13 protein-coding genes and 2 pseudogenes are annotated in these 18502 nt (G+C 68.1%); 9 read left to right on the forward strand and 6 right to left on the reverse strand.

Features of this window, described 5'->3' with window-relative positions:
• Window positions 1-209: 209 nt before the first annotated feature.
• Complete coding sequence (locus tag ACYCAX_RS19100; protein WP_015475992.1) at window positions 210-854, reverse strand: Vgb family protein; 645 nt, start codon at window positions 852-854, stop codon at window positions 210-212.
• Window positions 855-889: 35 nt separating this feature from the next.
• Complete coding sequence (locus ACYCAX_RS19105) at window positions 890-2110, reverse strand: helix-turn-helix domain-containing protein (RefSeq protein ID WP_460248596.1); 1221 nt, start codon at window positions 2108-2110, stop codon at window positions 890-892.
• Window positions 2111-2215: 105 nt separating this feature from the next.
• On the opposite strand from ACYCAX_RS19105, the gene ACYCAX_RS19110 reads away from it, so the two are divergent.
• Window positions 2216-2977, forward strand: coding sequence for a DUF899 domain-containing protein (locus tag ACYCAX_RS19110; RefSeq protein WP_460248597.1), 762 nt, complete (start codon window positions 2216-2218; stop codon window positions 2975-2977).
• Between the two features lie 96 nt (window positions 2978-3073).
• On the opposite strand, the pseudogene ACYCAX_RS19115 reads toward ACYCAX_RS19110, so the two are convergent.
• Together ACYCAX_RS19115 and ACYCAX_RS19120 are read right to left on the reverse strand one after the other, a co-directional pair.
• A pseudogene (locus ACYCAX_RS19115) lies at window positions 3074-3148 on the reverse strand (TOBE domain-containing protein); the annotation flags it as partial.
• Window positions 3149-3458: 310 nt separating this feature from the next.
• Window positions 3459-3701 (reverse strand): annotated as a pseudogene (locus ACYCAX_RS19120) (APC family permease); the annotation flags it as partial.
• Window positions 3702-3990: 289 nt separating this feature from the next.
• Here ACYCAX_RS19120 and ACYCAX_RS19125 point away from each other — a divergent pair.
• Window positions 3991-4221, forward strand: coding sequence for a hypothetical protein (locus ACYCAX_RS19125; RefSeq protein WP_460248598.1), 231 nt, complete (start codon window positions 3991-3993; stop codon window positions 4219-4221).
• Between the two features lie 96 nt (window positions 4222-4317).
• On the forward strand, window positions 4318-4674 hold the full coding sequence (locus ACYCAX_RS19130) for a YkgJ family cysteine cluster protein (protein WP_294972814.1): 357 nt from the start codon (window positions 4318-4320) through the stop codon (window positions 4672-4674).
• 20 nt (window positions 4675-4694) lie between these two features.
• Here the strand turns inward: ACYCAX_RS19130 and ACYCAX_RS19135 are convergent, their stop codons facing one another.
• On the reverse strand, window positions 4695-5396 hold the full coding sequence (locus tag ACYCAX_RS19135; protein ID WP_015475998.1) for a YoaK family protein: 702 nt from the start codon (window positions 5394-5396) through the stop codon (window positions 4695-4697).
• 31 nt (window positions 5397-5427) lie between these two features.
• Window positions 5428-5652: a hypothetical protein gene (locus tag ACYCAX_RS19140; RefSeq protein ID WP_015475999.1), complete on the reverse strand. Its 225-nt coding sequence runs from the start codon at window positions 5650-5652 to the stop codon at window positions 5428-5430.
• 529 nt (window positions 5653-6181) lie between these two features.
• Here ACYCAX_RS19140 and ACYCAX_RS19145 point away from each other — a divergent pair.
• Genes ACYCAX_RS19145 through ACYCAX_RS19170 form a run of 6 tightly spaced genes read left to right on the forward strand, consistent with a single transcriptional unit; the run spans window position 6182 to window position 18385 of the window.
• Window positions 6182-12490 (forward strand): hypothetical protein, encoded by a 6309-nt coding sequence (locus ACYCAX_RS19145; RefSeq protein ID WP_460248599.1) that lies wholly within the window; start codon window positions 6182-6184, stop codon window positions 12488-12490.
• A complete protein-coding gene (locus tag ACYCAX_RS19150; protein ID WP_015476001.1) occupies window positions 12487-13074 on the forward strand; it encodes a hypothetical protein in 588 nt (195 codons plus the stop codon). The genes ACYCAX_RS19145 and ACYCAX_RS19150 overlap by 4 nt, the downstream gene beginning before the upstream one ends.
• An 8-nt stretch (window positions 13075-13082) precedes the next feature.
• A complete protein-coding gene (locus tag ACYCAX_RS19155) occupies window positions 13083-14912 on the forward strand; it encodes a YncE family protein (protein ID WP_460248600.1) in 1830 nt (609 codons plus the stop codon).
• Window positions 14909-15475 carry an SCO family protein gene (locus ACYCAX_RS19160; RefSeq protein ID WP_015476003.1) on the forward strand — a complete coding sequence of 189 codons (567 nt, stop codon included), beginning with the start codon at window positions 14909-14911 and terminating at the stop codon, window positions 15473-15475. The genes ACYCAX_RS19155 and ACYCAX_RS19160 overlap by 4 nt, the downstream gene beginning before the upstream one ends.
• A complete protein-coding gene (locus ACYCAX_RS19165) occupies window positions 15472-16887 on the forward strand; it encodes a cytochrome c/ABC transporter substrate-binding protein (protein ID WP_294972806.1) in 1416 nt (471 codons plus the stop codon). Before ACYCAX_RS19160 ends, ACYCAX_RS19165 begins: the two co-directional genes overlap by 4 nt.
• Entirely contained in the window at window positions 16865-18385 is a 1521-nt protein-coding gene (locus ACYCAX_RS19170) for a hypothetical protein (RefSeq protein ID WP_015476005.1), read from the forward strand. The genes ACYCAX_RS19165 and ACYCAX_RS19170 overlap by 23 nt, the downstream gene beginning before the upstream one ends.
• Window positions 18386-18502 lie beyond the last annotated feature (117 nt).

Genomic DNA, 18502 nt, shown 5'->3' on the forward strand with positions numbered 1-18502 from the left:
TGGTTTCGAATCGTTTTCGGGCTACTGGAGTCAGCTGGAGGCTTATAGTGATTAGCGTGGTCCGCCTCGTTCTTCGGCGGGGCGAGCAGCGGAGCGACGAAACGCCGGTGCCCTACGGTCTGTTGCGGTAGAGCGGGCAGGTGATTACGGGGCACCTGGCCCACGCATTCGTGGTGAGCCAGGAGCGCGTTGTTGGTGACGGTCCTCTGTCAGGCCGTGCCCCGCGCCGGACGCCGCACCGCGCGCAGCTTGCCGCTGCCGCCACCGCCGCAGAAGAAGCGCTCGCCACCGTCGGACTCCAGCCCGGACACGCCGATGCCGGCCGGCATTTCCACGCTTTCCAGGACGTCGCCGCTGCCGGGGTCGATGCGCCGGATGTCGCTCTGCTCGTTCTCCCAGGTGCCGTGCCAGAGCTCACCGTCGACCCAGGAAACCCCGGTGACGAAGCGGTTGGATTCCAGCGTACGCAGTACCTTTCCGCTGTCCGGGTCGATCTGGTGGATCTTCCGTTCGCGGTACTGCCCGACCCAGAGCGTGCCTTCGGCCCAGGCCAGGCCCGAATCCTCGCCGTTGCCGGGAGCGGGAATGCTGGCGAGGATTTCGCCAGTCGCCGGGTCGATCTTCTGGATGCGCGCGTCGGTGATCTGGTACAGGTGCCGGCCATCGAAGGCCGTTCCGGCATCGCCGGGGGTGTCCAGGGTGCGGACGGTTTCGCCGCTGTCCGGGTCGAGGGCGACCAGCCGCTCACCCGCGGCGAACCAGACGCGTTCGCCATCGAAGGTGACGCCGTGTACCGCGTCGACTCCGGGGAAGGGACCGAACTCGCCGAGGATCTCGGCTGTTGAACGCTTCATCTGACAGTCCTCGCTGATGGGTCTGAGACTCCAGCCTAGTTCCCCGACCAGGGCGTGGGGAGTAACAAGGTCGTCGCGAAACCCGGCACCGTGGGAGCGGTCCAGCGCCGCGCGCGGCCCTGGCCGAAGGACTGCACCTTGCCGCTCTCGGCCAGCGCATCGAGCGCGCGCTGCACGGTGCGCTGGCTGCCGCCCAGGGCGAGGGCCAGCGCCGAACTCGACCAGGCCTCGCCATCGGCCAGGCACGCCAGCACCGCCGCGTGGCGCTCCTCCAGCGGCCGGGCCAGCACGTACACGTCCCGCGTGGCCAGTGGGACCAGTATGAAACCACGCGGCGTCGCCTTGACCCCGGCCAGCGTGGCAAGCGACTTGCGCAGCCGGCCGATCTCGACTCGCAGGCGGGCGCGATGGCTTTCGTCCGGCGCGCGAGTGCGGAAGGCCCGGGCGATCAGCGTGTTGCGCGGTACATCGGTCGGCCAGCTTTCGGCGAGCGCCTGGGCCAGGCAGAACAGCACCGGTCGCCGCGCCAGCGAAATCACCTGCTCGCCCCGGCACACCGCGTAGCGACAGGCATTGACCAGCAGCGCGTCGGACGCCCGCAGCCGCTCCACCTCATCCAGTCGCAGCGGACGCTCGTCGTTGTCGTCGATCAGGCGGGCGGCGGGCGCATCGAGCAGCGCCGTGGCCCGTTCCACCTCCGCCAGCAGCGCGGGAATGCCGGCACGCCGCGCAGTGAGCCGCGCCTGTGAAAGAGCCTCCCGAGCCGCCGCGCTCTGTACGCGGCGCAGCGCGATGCCGGCGGCGATCAGCGCGTGGGTCGTGCCCAGGGCCGGGGGCAGGGGCGAGGGATCCAGATCGGCCAGTTGCCGTTCGGCCTCGTCGACGTGGCCGATCAGTAGCAGGCGACGGATTTCCAGGTAACTGGCGTGGGCGGCATTCACCCGGTCGCCGTGGGTCACCAGTGTCGCCCGTGCGGCGGCCAGCGCACGGGGCGGCCAGCCGAGGTCGCGGCTGGCGAGCGCCACCTCCGCCTCGGCGACGATGCAGCGGGCGCGCGACGTCGCTTCCCGTGGCCCGAACGCGCGGGCCGCCCGGCGCAGCAGCAGGCGGGCGCGGTCCAGGTCGCCCAGCTGCGCCATCGCGATACCGCGCAAGGCCAGCGCCGGCGGATCGTCGCGCAGGGCGATGCGGTTCAGCGCCGCCAGCGGATCGCCCGCCGCCAGCGCCCGCGCGGCGGCCGTTACCAGAGCGTCCATCGCAATCCCGCCACACTTGTCACTCCCGCCATGCCTGGTCCCGAGCCTAGCCTATCCCTCGCCCATCGACCGACTTGTCGCCACCGGCGACCGGAGGAACTCCACATGGCAACGCACCCTCTCGCCACCCGCGAACAATGGCTGGCGGCACGCCTGGAACTGCTCGACGCCGAGAAGGCCCTGACCCGCCACAGTGACGAACTCGCTCGCCGGCGCCAGGCATTGCCCTGGGTCAAGGTCGACAAGCCCTACCGCTTCGACACGGCGGACGGCCCCGCCACCCTGGTCGAGCTGTTCCAGGGGCGCTCGCAACTACTGGTCTACCATTTCATGTTCGGCCCGGACTACAGCGCCGGCTGCCCGTCCTGTTCGGCCATCGCCGACGGCTTCGACGGCATCGTCGTTCACCTGGCCCATCACGACGTGACGCTGTGTGCGGTTTCCCGTGCGCCCCTGGAGAAGCTGCGGGCCTACCAGCGGCGCATGGGCTGGCGCTTCCCCTGGGCGTCCTCGAAGGACAGCGACTTCAACTTCGACTTCAACGTCGCCTTCACCCAGGAACAGCAGCGCGTCGGTGACATCGACTACAACTACGGCCGTGGCGAGCCGGCCCTCGATGCTTCGTGTATCCCCGAGACCATGACCCGCTTCGCCGCCCGCTGCGGTACCGACGCTCCCACCTTCGCCCGCGACCGCCCGGGCTTGAGCACTTTCATCCGCGAGGGCGACGTCATCTACCACAGCTACTCCACCTATTCGCGCGGACTGGATGCGCTGTGGAACATGTACGCCTGGCTGGACCGCGCGCCGCTGGGACGCAATGAGCACGGGCTCTGGTGGCGGCGGCACGATGAATATGAGGCGTGATGGTAACTCTGGCGCTTCAGCCGCGGCCGCTGCCAGCACAACAGCCTGGAGATGACGGAGCGCCAGAGCACCGTTCAGTGCTCTGGCGGGAGGATGTCAGGCAGGTACGCCGACGATGACGTGGGATGCCTTGATGACGGCGGTGGCGTTTACGCCAGGGGCCAGGCCCAACGCCTGCAAAAGAAAGGCCGCCATGGGAAAGGAGTAAAGCCATGGCGGCCGCAGAGTGTCCTCAGCATGGACAGTGACAGGATAGATCAAAGTTGACTCGCGCGTCAGGAAAATGTGCGCGGCAGCGTCAATGGCTGACCTCGGGAACGGCGGTTACCGCAGTCGCCCCGCTCGACCTCGCAGCTTTCCGGGCGCCAGCCGAGCTCGCGTCCGCTTCGATGGCCGAGCGGTTGGCGATCAGCACAGAGGGCGGCAGTACGGCATTGAGCGGCCAGTGGTGCAGGTGATAGCGCGCGTCCAGTGGGTGGGGCATGCCGAAGGTGGCGCGGCCGATGCAAGTCTGCGCCGACACCACGCAGGCGACGAAGGCTACCAGTACGATGGCCACGAACGGCTGCTCGACCCGGGCGCCGAAGGCGTCCATCGCCGCCAGGGTCGCCGAGTCGACGATCTGGCCACTGACCACGGCGGCCGGGTCCTGGTACGACAGGGTGACGGCGAAGGCAGTGAGCATCACGGTCAGGCCGACCACCAGCATCGAGCGCAGGGTGGCGAGCCGGCCCTCGTCGTCACCATCGGCGAGTTTGCGGAAGTCAGTCATGCTGGCCTCCGTCGATCATGCAAAGGGGGATATCACGGCCCGGCTCCAGCGAATGAGCCGGGTTCAAGAGCTCTCGGCGGGAAACGAGGCCGGTTCCGGGTGTTATCATGTAACCCTCATGACGCATGTTTGGAGCAGGCTGCCCGCCAGCAGGGGAGCCTGTGCCTATCCAGCGTCGAAGCGGATCGGTGGCAATCTTGAATGGACAGGTGCAAGCGCGGATGCAGTGTGGTGATTTGAAGTGAAGCGAAACGATGTGAAAGCCCGGAATGCCGCCGGCATCTCCTTTTACACCCACGTGATTGCCAACCCGGCCAATACCCGGGAGTGGATCGTGTTCTTCAAGAAGGACGCGGGGCGCAGTTTCTTCCTGGTGGATGAGAACGAGGACGTCGAGTCGTTTGCGCACCTGGACGGCCTGATCGATGAGTTGCGCGCGCTCGGCATCAAGAATGTCGAAATCCATCTCTAATCCGAGAGGTGCCGCCATGTCAGTGACGATCACGGATCCGGCCCTGCGCAAGCGTTATCCGCGCAGGGCCGGCAAGGGCCTGGGGTGGACAACCCCATGAGCTGCACGACCCGTCGAAAGATCGACCATCTGCGCCGGCAGATCCCGACGTTCGCCTGTGTGCCTGGCTGCCACGATTGCTGCGGGCCGGTGACCGCGTCCTCCGAGGAAATGTCGCGGCTCCCGAGGAAAAGCGACGCCGAGCATGAGGCCGCCCTCGAGCAATGGAACTGCGTGCACCTGGGGCCCCAGGGCTGCGAGGTGTACGGGGAGCGTCCGTTGATCTGCCGTCTGTTCGGGACTACCCCGAGCCTGCCATGCCCGCGCGGCCGTGGGCCGGAAGCCGCAACGGACGAACAGGTTGAGCGCCAGGTGCATGAGCTGATAGCCAGTACCCGGCAAGTGCTCGTCTAGCCGGCGGGTGTGCCCGGGAACTACCGGGGCATGTAGCCCAATTGCCAGGCGCGCGGGACGAAGTGGACGACCACGGCCAGTGTGCAGGCCAGGGCACTGCTCGCGGCCATCGCCATCAGCCCCAGGTGATGCTCCAGAAAGGCCCCCGCCGTGGCCCCCAGCAGCATGCCGCTCCAGGGGATGAGCTGAACGCGCCAGCCGTTATTGCGCTCCCCGAGCAGCCAGCGCCCGAGGCCCCGGCCGAAACGGGACAGCGCGCCGGTGACATACGTGAGGCCGATGGGCATGCCATTCACCTGTTCCACGACCGCGTTCAGCATCCCCATCGAGACGATCGCGGCAGCGAAGGCCGGGAGGTTCCGGGCCTCAGGCCACAGCGCGGCAAAGCCCAGCAGCGCGGCGACGACGATGAGCAACGGCGTGGCCTGCCTCTTGAATCCGCGGGCGAGGACAATGCCCAGGGCATTGCCGGCGACGAAACACACCACCGCGAGCGACAGCCGCCACAGCGTGGTGAGGTCGTGGTCATTCACGGCGACGGCAAGGCGGGTGGTATTGCCGCTCATGAAGGACACGAAGTCCCCGGTCGCCAGAAAACCGATGGCATCGGTCATTCCCGCCAGCACCGACATGCCGGCGACGAGTCCCAGCCCGACACGTCCGCGCAGCACATGTAGCCGCGATCGTTTGGCGCTGCGGGGTTTTGCAACATGAGGGAGCATTTGCACTATCGCCTGGTTGGATGGGGGGCTTTCAGCATTGCGCGGTGGGCACTTCGTCTTCGCTGATGCAATGCTCGATTTCGGTCACCTTGCGCAACGCGAGATCGGCAGTGGGATAGGCGCCAAAGATACGCCCCTGGTAGAACACCACCCAGACGAAGCCCGCCGACTCCGAACCCGCGGGCGCCTGGAGCAGCGCCTGAAACCTGGCGGGCAGGTCGTCGATGTGCATGTGTGCCATACCGCGCAGAATCATGGCGGGTCACCTCGTTTTCAGCAGCCGGTATTCTCGATTCTCGCTGGCCGATGAGCAATACGACGGAAGTGTGGGATGGAACAATGGCGGCGCTGGCCGTAGCGGAAGCAGCGGGTTCCAGGGATTGCGCCGCTTCGTTGAAAGCGGCGACGAGGAGCGACGTGCTGGGGCGGGTGGGCCGGTTCGTTGATTGTCGAGTCGATCGTTGAGTCTGCTCGCTGAACCGGGTGGCGCGCCACAGATATGACCCTCCGGCATTGCCTCCGTTTGCCGGCGAGGACGGGGCCGGATCGAAGCGCCCGGACCGATATTATTGTGCTACTGCGAGTTTCGTTTTTTGCTACGAACGGTCGTACGTGGGCTGGGCCTGTGATCTAGAGTTCTGCGCAGGAACTTAGCCCTGCTGGATCTAGTCCGGGTGCTGTAGTAGTGAGCGGATGCTCCAAGGAGTGTGCCCTGAGCGGGGATTCTGTGCTGTTTCGATCGTGTCGCGACGTGTGCCGGCACCGAACGAAAGAGGAGAGAGTCCATGCGCTTTCCCATACGTTCTGCCTGCCAGTGGCTCGCCCTGTGCGTCCTGGGCTCCGCCAGTGAACTGGCCATTGCGGCCCCCGCAGGGGCAACGCTCGGCGCGCCGTCCCCCGTCCTTTGCCAACGCACGTTGCGTGCCGAGGTAGTGGCGCTGGAGCAGGCCTACGTACTCAACCGTTTCGGCGCGTTCAACCCGGCCGGCATGCTCTATGCGTTGCGCCGCGACGTGGTGTTTTCCGGCCATCCGCGGATCGCCGATGGCACGCCGGTCGACGACGGCAACCTGACCCAGGCCCCCGGCCACGTGCGCCTGCGTCCCGGTAAGCGTCCGCGCCCGCTGGTGTTGCGCGCCAACGAAGGCGACTGCCTGGAGGTGCGCTTCCACAACCTGCTCCTGCCGGGTGTGCCCGAGGAGCGCAGCAACCTGCCTGAGCAATATGCCGGAAAGGTCCCCGCGCACATGGAGGACAACTACGGCACGGTCTACCCCGCCAATGGCAGCGACGGCCGCAACCTGGTTCGCGCCATGTCGGTCAGCAACGACCTGCCCTATACCCGTGCCGCCGCGTTCCACGTCAATGGCCTCAACCTGGTGCCGATGCGCCCTGACGAGTGCCCGCCTTCGACTGCCGGTCACGCCTGGCTGTGCGGCACCGACGGGGATAACGTCGGCCTCAATCGCGCCGTGCTGAACCCCGCCACCGATGCCGCGCTGCGCCAGCGCCTGGAACAGCAGGGCGGCCAGGTCTACCCCGGACAGAGTGCCATCTACCGTCTGCAGGCGGTACGCGAAGGAACCTACTTCGCATACTCCACCGGCGCCAGCGTCGGCGGGGAGGGGGACGGCGGGCAACTCGGCGCGGGGCTCTTCGGCGCCGTCAACGTGCAGCCGCGCGGCGCCCGCTGGTACCGTTCGCAGGTCACTCACGGCGATCTGCAGGCCGCCGCCCATCCGGCCGCGTCGGGCAGCCATCCATTCTCCAATCTCGACTACGACAACGCCCGCTATGCCAGCGGGCCGCAGGCGGGCATGCCGATACTGGCCATGCTCGATGGCGACGAGATCGTCCACTCCGACCTCAATGCCATCGTCGTGCTCACCGGCGAGGCGCCAGACCACAACGACACCACCGGCCCCGACCGTCACTGCCAGGCATACGCCTTCGGTAACAGCTGCGGTCACGCCTACCGCGAATTCACCGTGATCATGCACGATGAGATCAAGGCGGTGCAGGCGTTCGCGGAACTGGAGGACGAGTCCAACCCGCTGTTCTACATCCGCGACAACATGGGGGTGAACTACGGCGCCGGCGGCATGGGCGCTATGGTGCTGGCCCGCAATCGGCGCACCGGTCCGGCCAGGGATTGCCCGGAGTGCCGCGCGGAAGAGTTCTTCCTGAGCTCCTGGGCCAACGGCGACCCGGCGCTGCTGCTGCGCTGGAGCGATGACGGCCGGAAACCGGTCGGCGCGCTGTATCCCGACGACCCCTCCAACGTGCACCACTCGTACCTGAACGACGCGGTACGTTTTCGCAATATCCATGCGGGGCCCAAGGAAACCCACGTCTTCCACCTGCATGCCCACCAGTGGGTGCAGAACCCCAGCGCCGCTGGCTCCACCTACCTCGACTCGCAGACCATCTCCCCCGGCGCCACCTTCAGTTACGAGATCGAGTTCGGCGGCTCGGGTAACCGCAACCTGACGCCTGGCGACTCGATCTTCCATTGCCATCTCTATCCGCACTTCGCCCAGGGCATGTGGGAGCTGTGGCGCACCCACGACGTATTCGAGGATGGCTCCGACGCACGCAAGCTGCCGGACGCCGAAGTCGCCGGCGGCACGGAAAGCCCGGCTCTGGTGCCGATCCCCGGTTCCGCACTGGCACCGATGCCCACCGAGCAGTTCGCCGGCTATCCCTTCTATATTCCCGGTGAGCCCGGTCACCGGCCGCCGCAACCGCCCAAGGACATGGACGTAGTCGACGGCCAGCCGGTCAACGGCGGCCTGCCGCGCCATGTGCTCACCGGCTGGGAGAACAAGGGCAACCTCACCGAGCGCGCGCTGGCCAACCAGGATGTGCTCGAAGCGGCGCTGGCCAAGGGCACGCCGAGCGCGCAACTGAACGCCCGGCGAGTCTTCGAGCAGAACCCCAATGCGTTGTACGCGCTGGCCGAGGAGTGGAAGTCCATCGCCGGCATCCGGCTGCTCGACGAGGAGGGCGAGCCGAAGGAGCGCAGCGCAATGGCGTTTCATGCCGGCACCCTGAGCGCGCCGGGGCTGGAGCCGGTGAGCGAGGCGGACGATCCGCGCAATCCACTGTGGGAACAGGAGGCGCGCGGCTACAAGTCGAGCCGCGCCAGCACTGTCGAACAGCAGGACACGCCCGAGGGCCCGCCGGTGTTCTGGGTCAATGGTCGCGCACCGGTGTCCGGCGCGCCCTTCGCCGACCCATGCCCGGCCCCGGCGCCGGTGCGCGACTATCGCGTGGGCGTGATCCAGACCGAACTCACCGTCAACCGCCACGGCTGGTTCGATCCGCAGGCGCGCATCCTCTCGCTGGAGCAGGACATCAAGGACATCATCGATCCCAACACCCGCGCGCGCCTGCCCGAGCCGCTATTCTTCCGCGCCAACTCCGGCGACTGCATCAACTTCAAGCACAGCAACCTGGTGCCCAACGCACTGGCGCTGGACGATTTCCAGATCTATACGCCGACCGACACCATCGGCCAGCACATCCACCTGGTGAAGTTCGACGTAACCGCCTCCGATGGGGCGGGCAACGGCTGGAACTACGAGGACGGCACGTTCTCCCCCGAGGAAGTGCGCGAGCGCGTGCATGCCTATAACAATACCGCCGGCGCCCGCGGAGTCGCCCCGCTGGCGCTGCGCACCCACCCGCTGTTCGCCGCTCCGTGCGCGCCGGGCAATGCGCGTTGTGCAGCGTTGAAGAAAAAGGGCACCTGTCCCGCGAATGCGGCCGGGCTGCCACTCAAGACCCTTGCCGAGAAATACCCGTTCTGCGGCGCCCAGCGCACGGTACAGCGCTGGTATGCCGACCCGTTGCTCGACCCGCGCAATGGCCGCGACTACACCTTGCGCACGGTGTTCACCCATGACCATTTCGGCCCCAGCTCGCACCAGCAGCATGGCCTCTACGCCGCGCTGATCGTCGAGCCGAGCAACTCGGTCTGGCTGCGCCTGGACGCCAGGGACCTCGACTGGAGCAAGCTGTGCAGCCGCGACGCGGCGCTGCGGGACAAGGAGCGCGGCAAGCTGATCGGCGGCGCCAATCTTTCCCAATGGACCATCGAACTGGACAAGCGCTGCAAGGTTCGCGCGCCCGACCCCGCCGCCCGTGCGGTGGCCGCCAACGAGCTGCGCGAGCCGCTGAAGTTGCGCGAGGACGGCGGTCCGACCGCGACCCGTGCCAACATCGTCTCGCCGCTGTGCCTCTGGGGTGGCGTGCCGACCCCGCAGCAAAGCGGATCGCGCAAGGACTCCAACCCGCTCGACCCGGCCCGTACCGACGCCAAGCTGGACTGCCCGCCGGCGCTGCGCGCCCCCGACACCCGGCGCGAATACGCGCTGACCCTGGCTGACTTCTCGATCCTCTACAACGCCGCGCTGGAGCCGATCAACCCGGAGGACCCGGACCGTTCGCAGATCCGCCTCGGGCATCGCCAGGTCGCCCTCAATCAGCCGCGCCCGCTGGCGATCTCCTCGGAGGACCCCGGCACGCAATTGATCAACTACCGCAACGAGCCGGTGCCGCTGCGCATCACCGAGCGCACGCCGAACACGTCACTGGGCGGCTTCGACTACCGCCAGAAGGATTGCCCGCCGGGGCGCTACGACTGTGTCGGCGACATGGCCAACGTGTTCAGCACCCAGGTGCATGCCTCTCCCGATCGGCTGCTCGCCACCCAGTCCTATGGCGCGGTGGTGTCGCCCCGGACACGGCAGATCCTCAAGCAGGCCGGCCTGGGCAACCGGCTGGACAAGACCCTAGCCGACATCGAGCGCTGGCGCCGGGACTTCAACTGCGCGCTCTATCCCGCCACGCAACTGCCGGGCGCCTGCCGGCTGCAACTCGAGGAGCCCTGGCGCATGCTGGGCGACCCGGCGACGCCGGTGGTCGCCGGCTACGAAGGGGACCCGCTGTACATCCGGCTGATCCAGGGGGCCCAGGAGGCCCAGCACGTCTTCGCCATGAGCGAGTACAAGTGGTCCCGCGAGCCGGACAACCCCCGTTCCGGCTGGACCAGCGCCCAGCCGCTGGGCATCTCCGAGCACATGGAGTTCGACATCAAGGTCAACCCGCTGGCCACTCCGGTGCTCGATTCGCTGTACTTCGGTTCCTCCGTAGACCAGCTCTGGGATGGCATGTGGGGCCTGGTGCGCAGCTACGGGCGCAAGGACAGCCCGGCGCGCAACGGCCAGGCGCCTGTCAGCGAACCGGTGGTCCAGGCCGGCATCGCCCGGCTCGACGGCTTGCCCGGCAACCCGGTGCCGTTGCCGCCACGGCCGGCGGACGACCAAGCTTCGCTCCGGGTCTGCCCGGCTGGCAGCCCGCAGCTGTTCTTCGATATCAGCGCGGTGCGCGCCTGCGAGCTGACGGGCGGATGCGGCGCGGGCCGGCGCGGCATCCCCTACAACCAGCGCCTGCGCCTGGACGATCCGAACGCCATCCTTTACGTGCGCAACAACCGCCTGCCCGGCGAGGACGAACCCAAGGGGTTCTACGACGACCTGGTGGAGGAAGACGCGGCCCTCGCGGAGGCAGCCGCCCCGTATCTCGATGCCGGCCAGTTGAACCGCTTCATCCTCACCCAGCTGCGCCAGCAGGTACAGAACGGCACGCGGCCAATCGAGCCGTTGGTGCTGCGCGCGCCGGCTGGCGCCTGCCTGTTCGTCAAACTGCGCAACCACCTGCCGGCGGTACTGCCGGATGGCCCGGTGGTCAATGGCGAACGCACCACGGCGCATTTCAGCGACAACTTCATGTCGATGATTCTCGACGGCTTCAACTACAACCAGCTGCGCATGTCGTCGAGCATCGGCCTCTCGACGCCGATGCTCGCCCGCTACAGCCGTGACGCCGATGGCGCCAATATCGGCAGCAACGGCCGCTGGGATGCCGGGCGCGACGACCCCGCCCAGGACCGCCCGCAAGGCAACCTGATACCGCCTTGCACTGCCGATGCGCCCGACGACAGCGCCTGTACGTCGGCATCGTTCGCCATCTGGTACGCCGGCGAGTACCGGATGGACGACAAGGGTCGACAGGTGCCCACGCCGGTGGAGTTTGGTGCGCTGCCGTTGAGCAGCTACGCCGACGTGATCAAGCACCCGGCGCACGGCGCCATCGGCGCGCTGGTGATCGGTCCGCAGGGCAGCCGCGTGTGCCGTTCCGAGAATGTCGAGGAGCGTGAGGCCGACCGTCGCAGCGATATCAGCGCCACGGTCTGCTTCTCTCCGACCCTGGACAAGGACGGCAACGCCATCGCCGAGGACCGGCGCGAGCAACGCCGCTACCGCGACCTGGTGCTGGTGCTGCAGGACGCGGTGGACGCCAAGATCGACGGCAACCGCCTGGAGAACCTCGCCGGCGCCGAGGAGCCGGACGACTATGGCGCCAAGGCCGTCAACTACCGTAGCGAGCCACTCTGGGGCCGCCGCGGCGGCGATCCGTCGGTGCCCTTCGAGGATCGCAACCAGCTCGATTACGCCGGGGTGCTCAGCTCCAAGGTGCAGCGCAATGACGCCCGGCGCATGCCGGTGAGCCCGGCCAGCGCCGACCAGTTGGTCAAGGCGAAAGGCGCGCTGGTCGCCGCGCGGGACATCCGCTGCCAGGCCGGCATCGACCTGCTGGCGCAACCCTTGCGGCATGTCTGCGACCCCGAGACGCCACTGCTGCTGGCTCGCGCCGGCAGCGAAGTGCGCCTGCGCATCGTCCACCCCGGCGGCCACACCCGCCAGCAGGCCATCGCCGTGCATGGCCATGAGTGGGACCCGATGCCGTACCACCTGGTCCGCGACGTGCAACCGGGCAACGCCGGCGTGCCCGTGCCCTTCGCCAGCCATGCCGACGCGGTGGAACACGGCTGGATCAACCAGGGCAGCTACAACGGCGTGGGTCCGCTGATGAGCGCCAACCTGTTGCTCAAGGCCGGCGGACGCCAGGGCGTGGCAATGGACTACCTGTGGCGCAGCCAGGCCAGCTTCGTCTTCGACGGCGGGACCTGGGGCCTGCTGCGGGTGACGTCGGGCGCCACTGAAGACCTCAAGGAGGACAAACCATGAGCGCGGACCTCGAAGCGGTGCTCGACCGCAATGCCCTCAGCGCCGATTGCCAGACGGCGTCCTGGCAATCGTTCGCCGACTTCAACGGCGGCGTTCGACCCCTCGTCCAGGACGTGTCGGTCAGTGGCCGTTACCGCGCCTTCGTCGTCGGTGACCAGCGCATCACCATCGTGCGCAACGGTCCGACACTGGTGTATTCGCAATGCCGTGACGGGCTGTTCGGCTACAACTTCGACGTCGACGAACCCCTGCTGCTGGGTTCGATCCGTGGCGCGGGTGAATTGATGAAACCGATCCACCTGAAGTTCTCCCAGCCGGTCAGCAAGGTCGGTGCGTGCCTCTCGGCCAACGGCAACCTCGGCGACTACTACATCGCCTCGCTGAAGGTCCGTCTGGACAACGGCCTGTGGTTCCGTCTGGTGGCGCCGGCCGTCGCCCTCAGCCAGCAGCGTGGCAGCGCGCCGGTCCTGGGCGCCAGGACCGGCAATGGACGCAGCATCGACGAGGTCAAGTTCGACCTGATCGACGCCAACAACACCGGCCAGTTCAAGCGCGTGGCCGTTGGCCGGGTGTATTTCCTGTGATGATCTGCATGGCCCGGTTTCTCCTCCTGCTGGCGTTGGCCGCGCCGGCCTTCGCCGGCGAGCCGAGCGTACTCAGCGCCACCCAGGGCGGGGTGACCGTGGAACTCAGCTACCAGGCGCTGCACGACGGCAACGGCCTGACCCGCATCAGCCTCAGCGACGCGCGCAGCGGCCTGCCCATCGAGGGTGCGCGGCCGGCGGCGTGGATGCTCAGGCGCCACTCCGAGCAGGTCGCCAACGAACTGGGGTGCACATTCAAGGCGCAGACGCTGATGGCCGGTTCGCTCGGCTCGCGGGCGGACGTAGACCTCAATGGGTATCGCCTGGTGACGCTCAACCAGGACGACACCGTGGCGTTCATCAACCCCCATGTCGGCCTGCGCAACAGTAAGCTCGAATCCATCGTCCAACTGCCGTCCCGGGGTTACGACTGGGTATGGCTGGCCCAGGCGCAGCGGCTGTTCATCAGCCTGCGCGAGATCGGCAAGGTCGCCCTGGTCGACAGCCTGACGCGGCGCCTGGTCGGCCTTGTCGATACCGGGGAAGGCAGCTTGCCCACGCGCCTGGTCGCCGACCCTGACGGGCGCAAGGTCTGGGTCGGCCTCGATGGCGGCGCCGAGCTGCTGGCGCTGGACGCCAGCGACGGCCGGGTGCTCGAGCGGCTGGCGGTGGGCGAGGGCCCGCACACCCTGATGGTCGATGCGGGCGCCCGATGGCTCGCCGCGACCAACGCCGATGGCAACAGCGTGTCGCTGATCGAGCGCGTCGGTGGCCGTATCACCACCGTCGAGGTGCCCGGTACGCCGGTGGCGAGCGCCTGGAGCGCAGCGGCGCAACGCTTGGCGGTGCTGGCGATCAACGCCGGTACGCTGAGTCTGATCGACCCCGCCAGCGGCGAGGTCGAACGCATCGCCCTGCAGCCGGGCGTGGAAGCCCTCGGGCTGTTCGACGACGGACGCTACGCGCTGGTGCTCAACGGCATGAGCAACCGCCTGAGCCTGATCGACCTGGCCACTGCCCGGCGCGTCGACGAGCTGGAAATCCCCGGTCGTCCCGACCACCTGGGGTTCTCGCGGGATTTCGCCTATGTGCGCAGCCAGGAGTCGGCCGACATGCGCCTGGTCAACCTCGGCGAGGCGCGGCGCGGCAAGCTGGTGACGGTCAATGTGCCGATGGGGCGCGGCACTCCGGCGGAGCTTGCACGGAGCCTGAACGTTGCCAGCCCGATGGCCCCGGCGCCGGAGGGCAATGGCATGCTGGTGGGCAACCCGGCCGACGCCATGATCTACCGCTATGTCGAAGGGATGATGGTGCCGGTGGGCAGCTTCAGTAACTACCGCCGGCCCATGCGGGGGCTGCTGGTCCTCGACAGCAGCCTGGTGGAGCGCAGGCCCGGCCGCTTCGAGGCGGCGACTCAGGTCGAGCGCAGCGGGCGCTATGACGTGGTGATCCGCAACCTGCAACCGTCGATCACCAGTTGCTTCGTGCTCGATCTGCAGGGCATGCCGGCCGCACCGCAGGAACACCCGTCGGCCACGCCGAAGCTGCAGGCGGTGCGCGCCGCGACGGAGGATGTCGCGCAGGTCGAATTTGCCCTGCACGATGCCGCCGGCAAGGCACTGGACACGGGCGACGTCACGCTGCTGGCAGTGCAGTGGCAAGGCCCCTGGCAAGGTCGCACGACGGCCGTGCCGCTGGGCGAGGGCCGTTATCGGGCCGAGCTGCATGGCTTGCGTGGCGGGCGTTTCGAACTGCTGGTGCGTGCGCCGGCGCTGGGCACCGGCTATGAGCGCGGCCGCCTCGGCACGCTGCGCTGGCCGCTGGAGGCGCCGCGATGAGACGCCGTAGCCTGTTCACCACCTTGCTTGCCGGGGCTTGCCTGTCCGGCTCCTGGTCACGTGCTCTGCTGGCGGCGGACTGGCTGGGTTCGCCGGCGTTGCCGGACGTCACCTTGCTCGACCAGCATGGCCAGTCCTGGCGCCTGGCCGAGGTTTTCGCCGAGCGCCTGGTCGCGGTGGGATTCATGTTCACCGCCTGCACCACGCTATGCCCGCCGCAGACCGCGCTGATGCGCGAGACCTACCGGCGCCTGCGTGGCGAGCCGGGCCTGGACGGATTGCGGGTCGTCTCCATCACCGTCGATCCCTACGGCGATGGCCCGGAACAGTTGCGCGCCTACGCCGAGCGCTTCCAACTGCCCGAGTCCGACTGGTTGTTGCTCACCGGCGAGGCGGATGACATCGGCCGGGTGCTGCGCGCCTTCGAGGTGCGCTCGACGAACCTCAGCGAGCATCCGCCGCTGCTGTGGCTGGGCGACACTCGCCGTGGCCGCTGGACGCGCACCTCGTCGCTCAATCCGCCGCAGACGGTGGTCGAGCTCCTGCGGGAGTTGGCCGCATGAGGAGCGTAGCGGCGCTGCTGGCCCTGGCGCTGGCGGGAGGGGCGCTGGCGGACGAGTCTGTCTTGCAGATGGGCCGCGCGCTCTACCGTGGCGAGCGCGAGTTCAGCCGTGCGCCGCGGCTCAATGGCGTCGAGCTCAGCGGCATGGCCTGTATCCAGTGTCATGGCAGCGAGGGCGCCGGGCTGCGTGAGGGCGGCGTCCGGGCTCCGGCGTTGCAATGGCACCTGCTGATGCTGGGCAACCCGGATGGGCCCGGCTACGCGGATGCCGACGCAGTGCTGGCGGCCATTCGCGACGGACGTGGCCGCGCGCAACGAGTGCTGAAGGCGCCAATGCCGCGCTTCGCCCTCAGTGCTGACGAAGGCCAGGCGCTGGTTGCCTACCTGCGGCAGCTAAGCGGTCGTGGCGATGAGCCCCGCGGCGTCACCGACGAGCGAATCACCGTCGCCAGTGTGCTGCCCTTGAGCGGACCGCAGGCCGCAGTCGGTCGGTTGGTGCGCAGCACGCTGGAGCAGCGCTTCGCCGCCCTCAATGCCGACGGTGGTCTGTTCGGCCGGCGTATCGAGCTGGTGGTGGTCGATGCCGGGGACTCGCCGGCCCGCGCCTCGCGGGCCGCCCGCGACTTGCTCGACTCCGGGGCTCCGCCGGTATTCGCATTGGTCGGCAGCCTGCTGCCCGAGCCGAATGCCGAGCTGCGCCAGGCGTTGGCGCAGCGCCAGGTGGCGATGGTCGCCACGCTGGGCGTGCCCCGGGAGGACTCGTCCGAGGCGCGGCTCAGCTACCTGTTGCCGAGCCTGGCCGCGCAGGTCGGCCGGCTGGCCGCCGAGCTGGCGCGTCAGTGTCCGCAGCCCGACGGTGCCACGCTGCTGCTCCATCACTCCGGCGACCCGCTGGCGGATCGGCTCGGCAGCGATCCTGGCGTGCGCACGCTCGCCATCACCGATACCCGGCAGTTGCAAGCGCAGTTGGCCGACGCCGGGGCTTCCCGCGTGATCGCGCTGCTCGATTCACGGTTGCTGGACGAGGCGCGCCAGCAATTGGCGCAACGCTCGGCCCGCGTTTGCCTGGGAAGCCTCGCGGTGATCTCCGGGGCGCCGCCGCAACGGACTCCGGGCCCCCTGCGCGAGTGGGTGGCGTTGCCGATGCCCGAGGCCGTATCACCGGGCGACGGCCTGTCGGCGAGCCAGCACCTGTGGACGCTGCTGGCCGACACGGCAGCACAGACCCTGATCGAAACCCTGGCCCGCAGCGGCAAGCGCCTCACTGCGGAAAATCTCATCACTGCCCTCGGCACGCTGCAGCAGTTCGAGCCCAGCCCCGGAGTGGTGCTCAACTTCACCCGGCAACAGCACCACGGGTTCGCTGTCGGCCTGTGGACAGGAGGCGACCATGCCTACACGCAACGGCAATGAATACGGGCTGGCCTTGGGGCAATGCGTGCTGGCGCTGCTCCTGCTCGGCGGGCTGGGCGATGCGCGCGGCGAAGACCCCAATCCATCGTTCCTGCTGACCGGATACCTGCAGGAGCTGAAGGTGGATAACCCCGGCGATCCGTTGTCGGGCGGTAGCCTCACCGTCAATGGCGCGCGGGTGATCCTGCCCAGGAACCTGCTGATCACCATGCCCGGCCAGTACCTCACCCTGAGCGATCTGTTCCGTGGCAAGCAACCGGGCTGGGGCGAGGCCTTGGCAGCGCCCCAGGCGGCCAGCGGTCTGGCGTTCGCCGACCAGCCACCGCCGACGCTGCCGGTGATGGTGCAGGCGCTGGGTAACATGGTCGGCGGACGGTACATCGCTGGCGTGGTCAACCTCATGCCGCAGGGGTTCAACGAAGAAGGCGAGGGTGCCGGCTTCATCCGCGCCATCGATTATGACAAGGGTGAGCTGCTGGTCGGCACGTTGACGGGCACCGCTACGGCGCGGGTACGGATCAACGACGCGTTGGGTGTCTACGGTCGCAAGAACAGCGAGAAGAGCGGTGGCGAGCTGATCGATGATCGTTTCACCTCCGATCCGGGTAACGCGCCGGTGACGGCGAGCACCGGCTTTCCCATGTGCATTCCCCGGGTCGCCCCGCCGGCGGAGGATGCATTGTGCCCGCGCGGGAACCGTCGCGCTGCCGGCGATCCCGGGCAGCCCGGGCGTTTCACCTGCGGCGCCGTGGCCGCCGAACCCACCGCTGCGCCGCTCTCGGGCTGCGACCCGGAAAAGCCCGCACCGCTGGTGGTCGGCGACTACATCACCTACAGCGGCATGCCGATCGTCGATGCGCCCGGCACCTCGTTCGTCGCCGCCCATGCGCTGCAGGCGCTGACCGGCATCTACACGTCGCCCCGTGCCGATCCGGCTTATGTGCTGGTGGAGGTGGCGCTGGTGGGGACGTTGGGGGAACCGTTCCCGGGCATCGACCAGGAGCAGACTTCCCGCTTCCGTATCGTCGGTTTCACCACCGACCCGGCGCGCCGCGTGGACGTTTTCGTCATCGATCAGGAGGGCGACCAGGAGAAGGAGCGGCGACTGACTACCCTGACGCCACAGCCCACCGCGCAGATCGGCCGCATCCGCATCGACCTGCCGGCCAAGGCCAACTTCCTGCCGGTCGCCCGCGATGTGCGCATTCGCATCGAGGGTCACAGTTCACGCAAGGTCGTCAACGGCCACCTGGACTCGGGACAGTACACCCTGCCGGTATCCGGCTATATCGCCCCGGAAAACACACGCTTCGGCATTCCACGCCTGCCGGTTGGCGTACCGTTTGAAAGCTTCTGTTTCCTGAAGAACGGCGGCGGCGCCCTGGCCACCCTTGGTCGCGAGGGGCCTGCCCCGAAGATTGGCCGCCTCGATCCTTTCCCTGCGTCGGGCCACGCTGATGCACAGCCGATGGCCGACGGCACGCGCGCGTGCCCGTGATGGGGAGCGCACGCTGCGGGATTGTGGTGTTCTAATGATTTCCTCTCTCCCTGAAAGCAAGCGAGCAGACCTGTTGTCCGGAAGGAAACGCTACCTGCCGATGTCCGTCATCGGCCC

It is taken from the genome of Pseudomonas sp. MT3 (assembly GCF_054720805.1).

Excerpts from the sequence above, each read along its gene's own strand:
- ACYCAX_RS19100 (WP_015475992.1), bottom strand. The coding sequence starts at position 854 with ATGAAGCGTTCAACAGCCGAGATCCTCGGCGAGTTCGGTCCCTTCCCC.
- ACYCAX_RS19105 (WP_460248596.1), bottom strand. The coding sequence starts at position 2,110 with ATGGACGCTCTGGTAACGGCCGCCGCGCGGGCGCTGGCGGCGGGCGAT.
- ACYCAX_RS19110 (WP_460248597.1), top strand. The coding sequence starts at position 2,216 with ATGGCAACGCACCCTCTCGCCACCCGCGAACAATGGCTGGCGGCACGC.
- ACYCAX_RS19130 (WP_294972814.1), top strand. The coding sequence starts at position 4,318 with ATGAGCTGCACGACCCGTCGAAAGATCGACCATCTGCGCCGGCAGATC.
- ACYCAX_RS19135 (WP_015475998.1), bottom strand. The coding sequence starts at position 5,396 with ATGCTCCCTCATGTTGCAAAACCCCGCAGCGCCAAACGATCGCGGCTA.
- ACYCAX_RS19140 (WP_015475999.1), bottom strand. The coding sequence starts at position 5,652 with ATGATTCTGCGCGGTATGGCACACATGCACATCGACGACCTGCCCGCC.
- ACYCAX_RS19145 (WP_460248599.1), top strand. The coding sequence starts at position 6,182 with ATGCGCTTTCCCATACGTTCTGCCTGCCAGTGGCTCGCCCTGTGCGTC.
- ACYCAX_RS19150 (WP_015476001.1), top strand. The coding sequence starts at position 12,487 with ATGAGCGCGGACCTCGAAGCGGTGCTCGACCGCAATGCCCTCAGCGCC.
- ACYCAX_RS19155 (WP_460248600.1), top strand. The coding sequence starts at position 13,083 with ATGGCCCGGTTTCTCCTCCTGCTGGCGTTGGCCGCGCCGGCCTTCGCC.
- ACYCAX_RS19160 (WP_015476003.1), top strand. The coding sequence starts at position 14,909 with ATGAGACGCCGTAGCCTGTTCACCACCTTGCTTGCCGGGGCTTGCCTG.
- ACYCAX_RS19165 (WP_294972806.1), top strand. The coding sequence starts at position 15,472 with ATGAGGAGCGTAGCGGCGCTGCTGGCCCTGGCGCTGGCGGGAGGGGCG.
- ACYCAX_RS19170 (WP_015476005.1), top strand. The coding sequence starts at position 16,865 with ATGCCTACACGCAACGGCAATGAATACGGGCTGGCCTTGGGGCAATGC.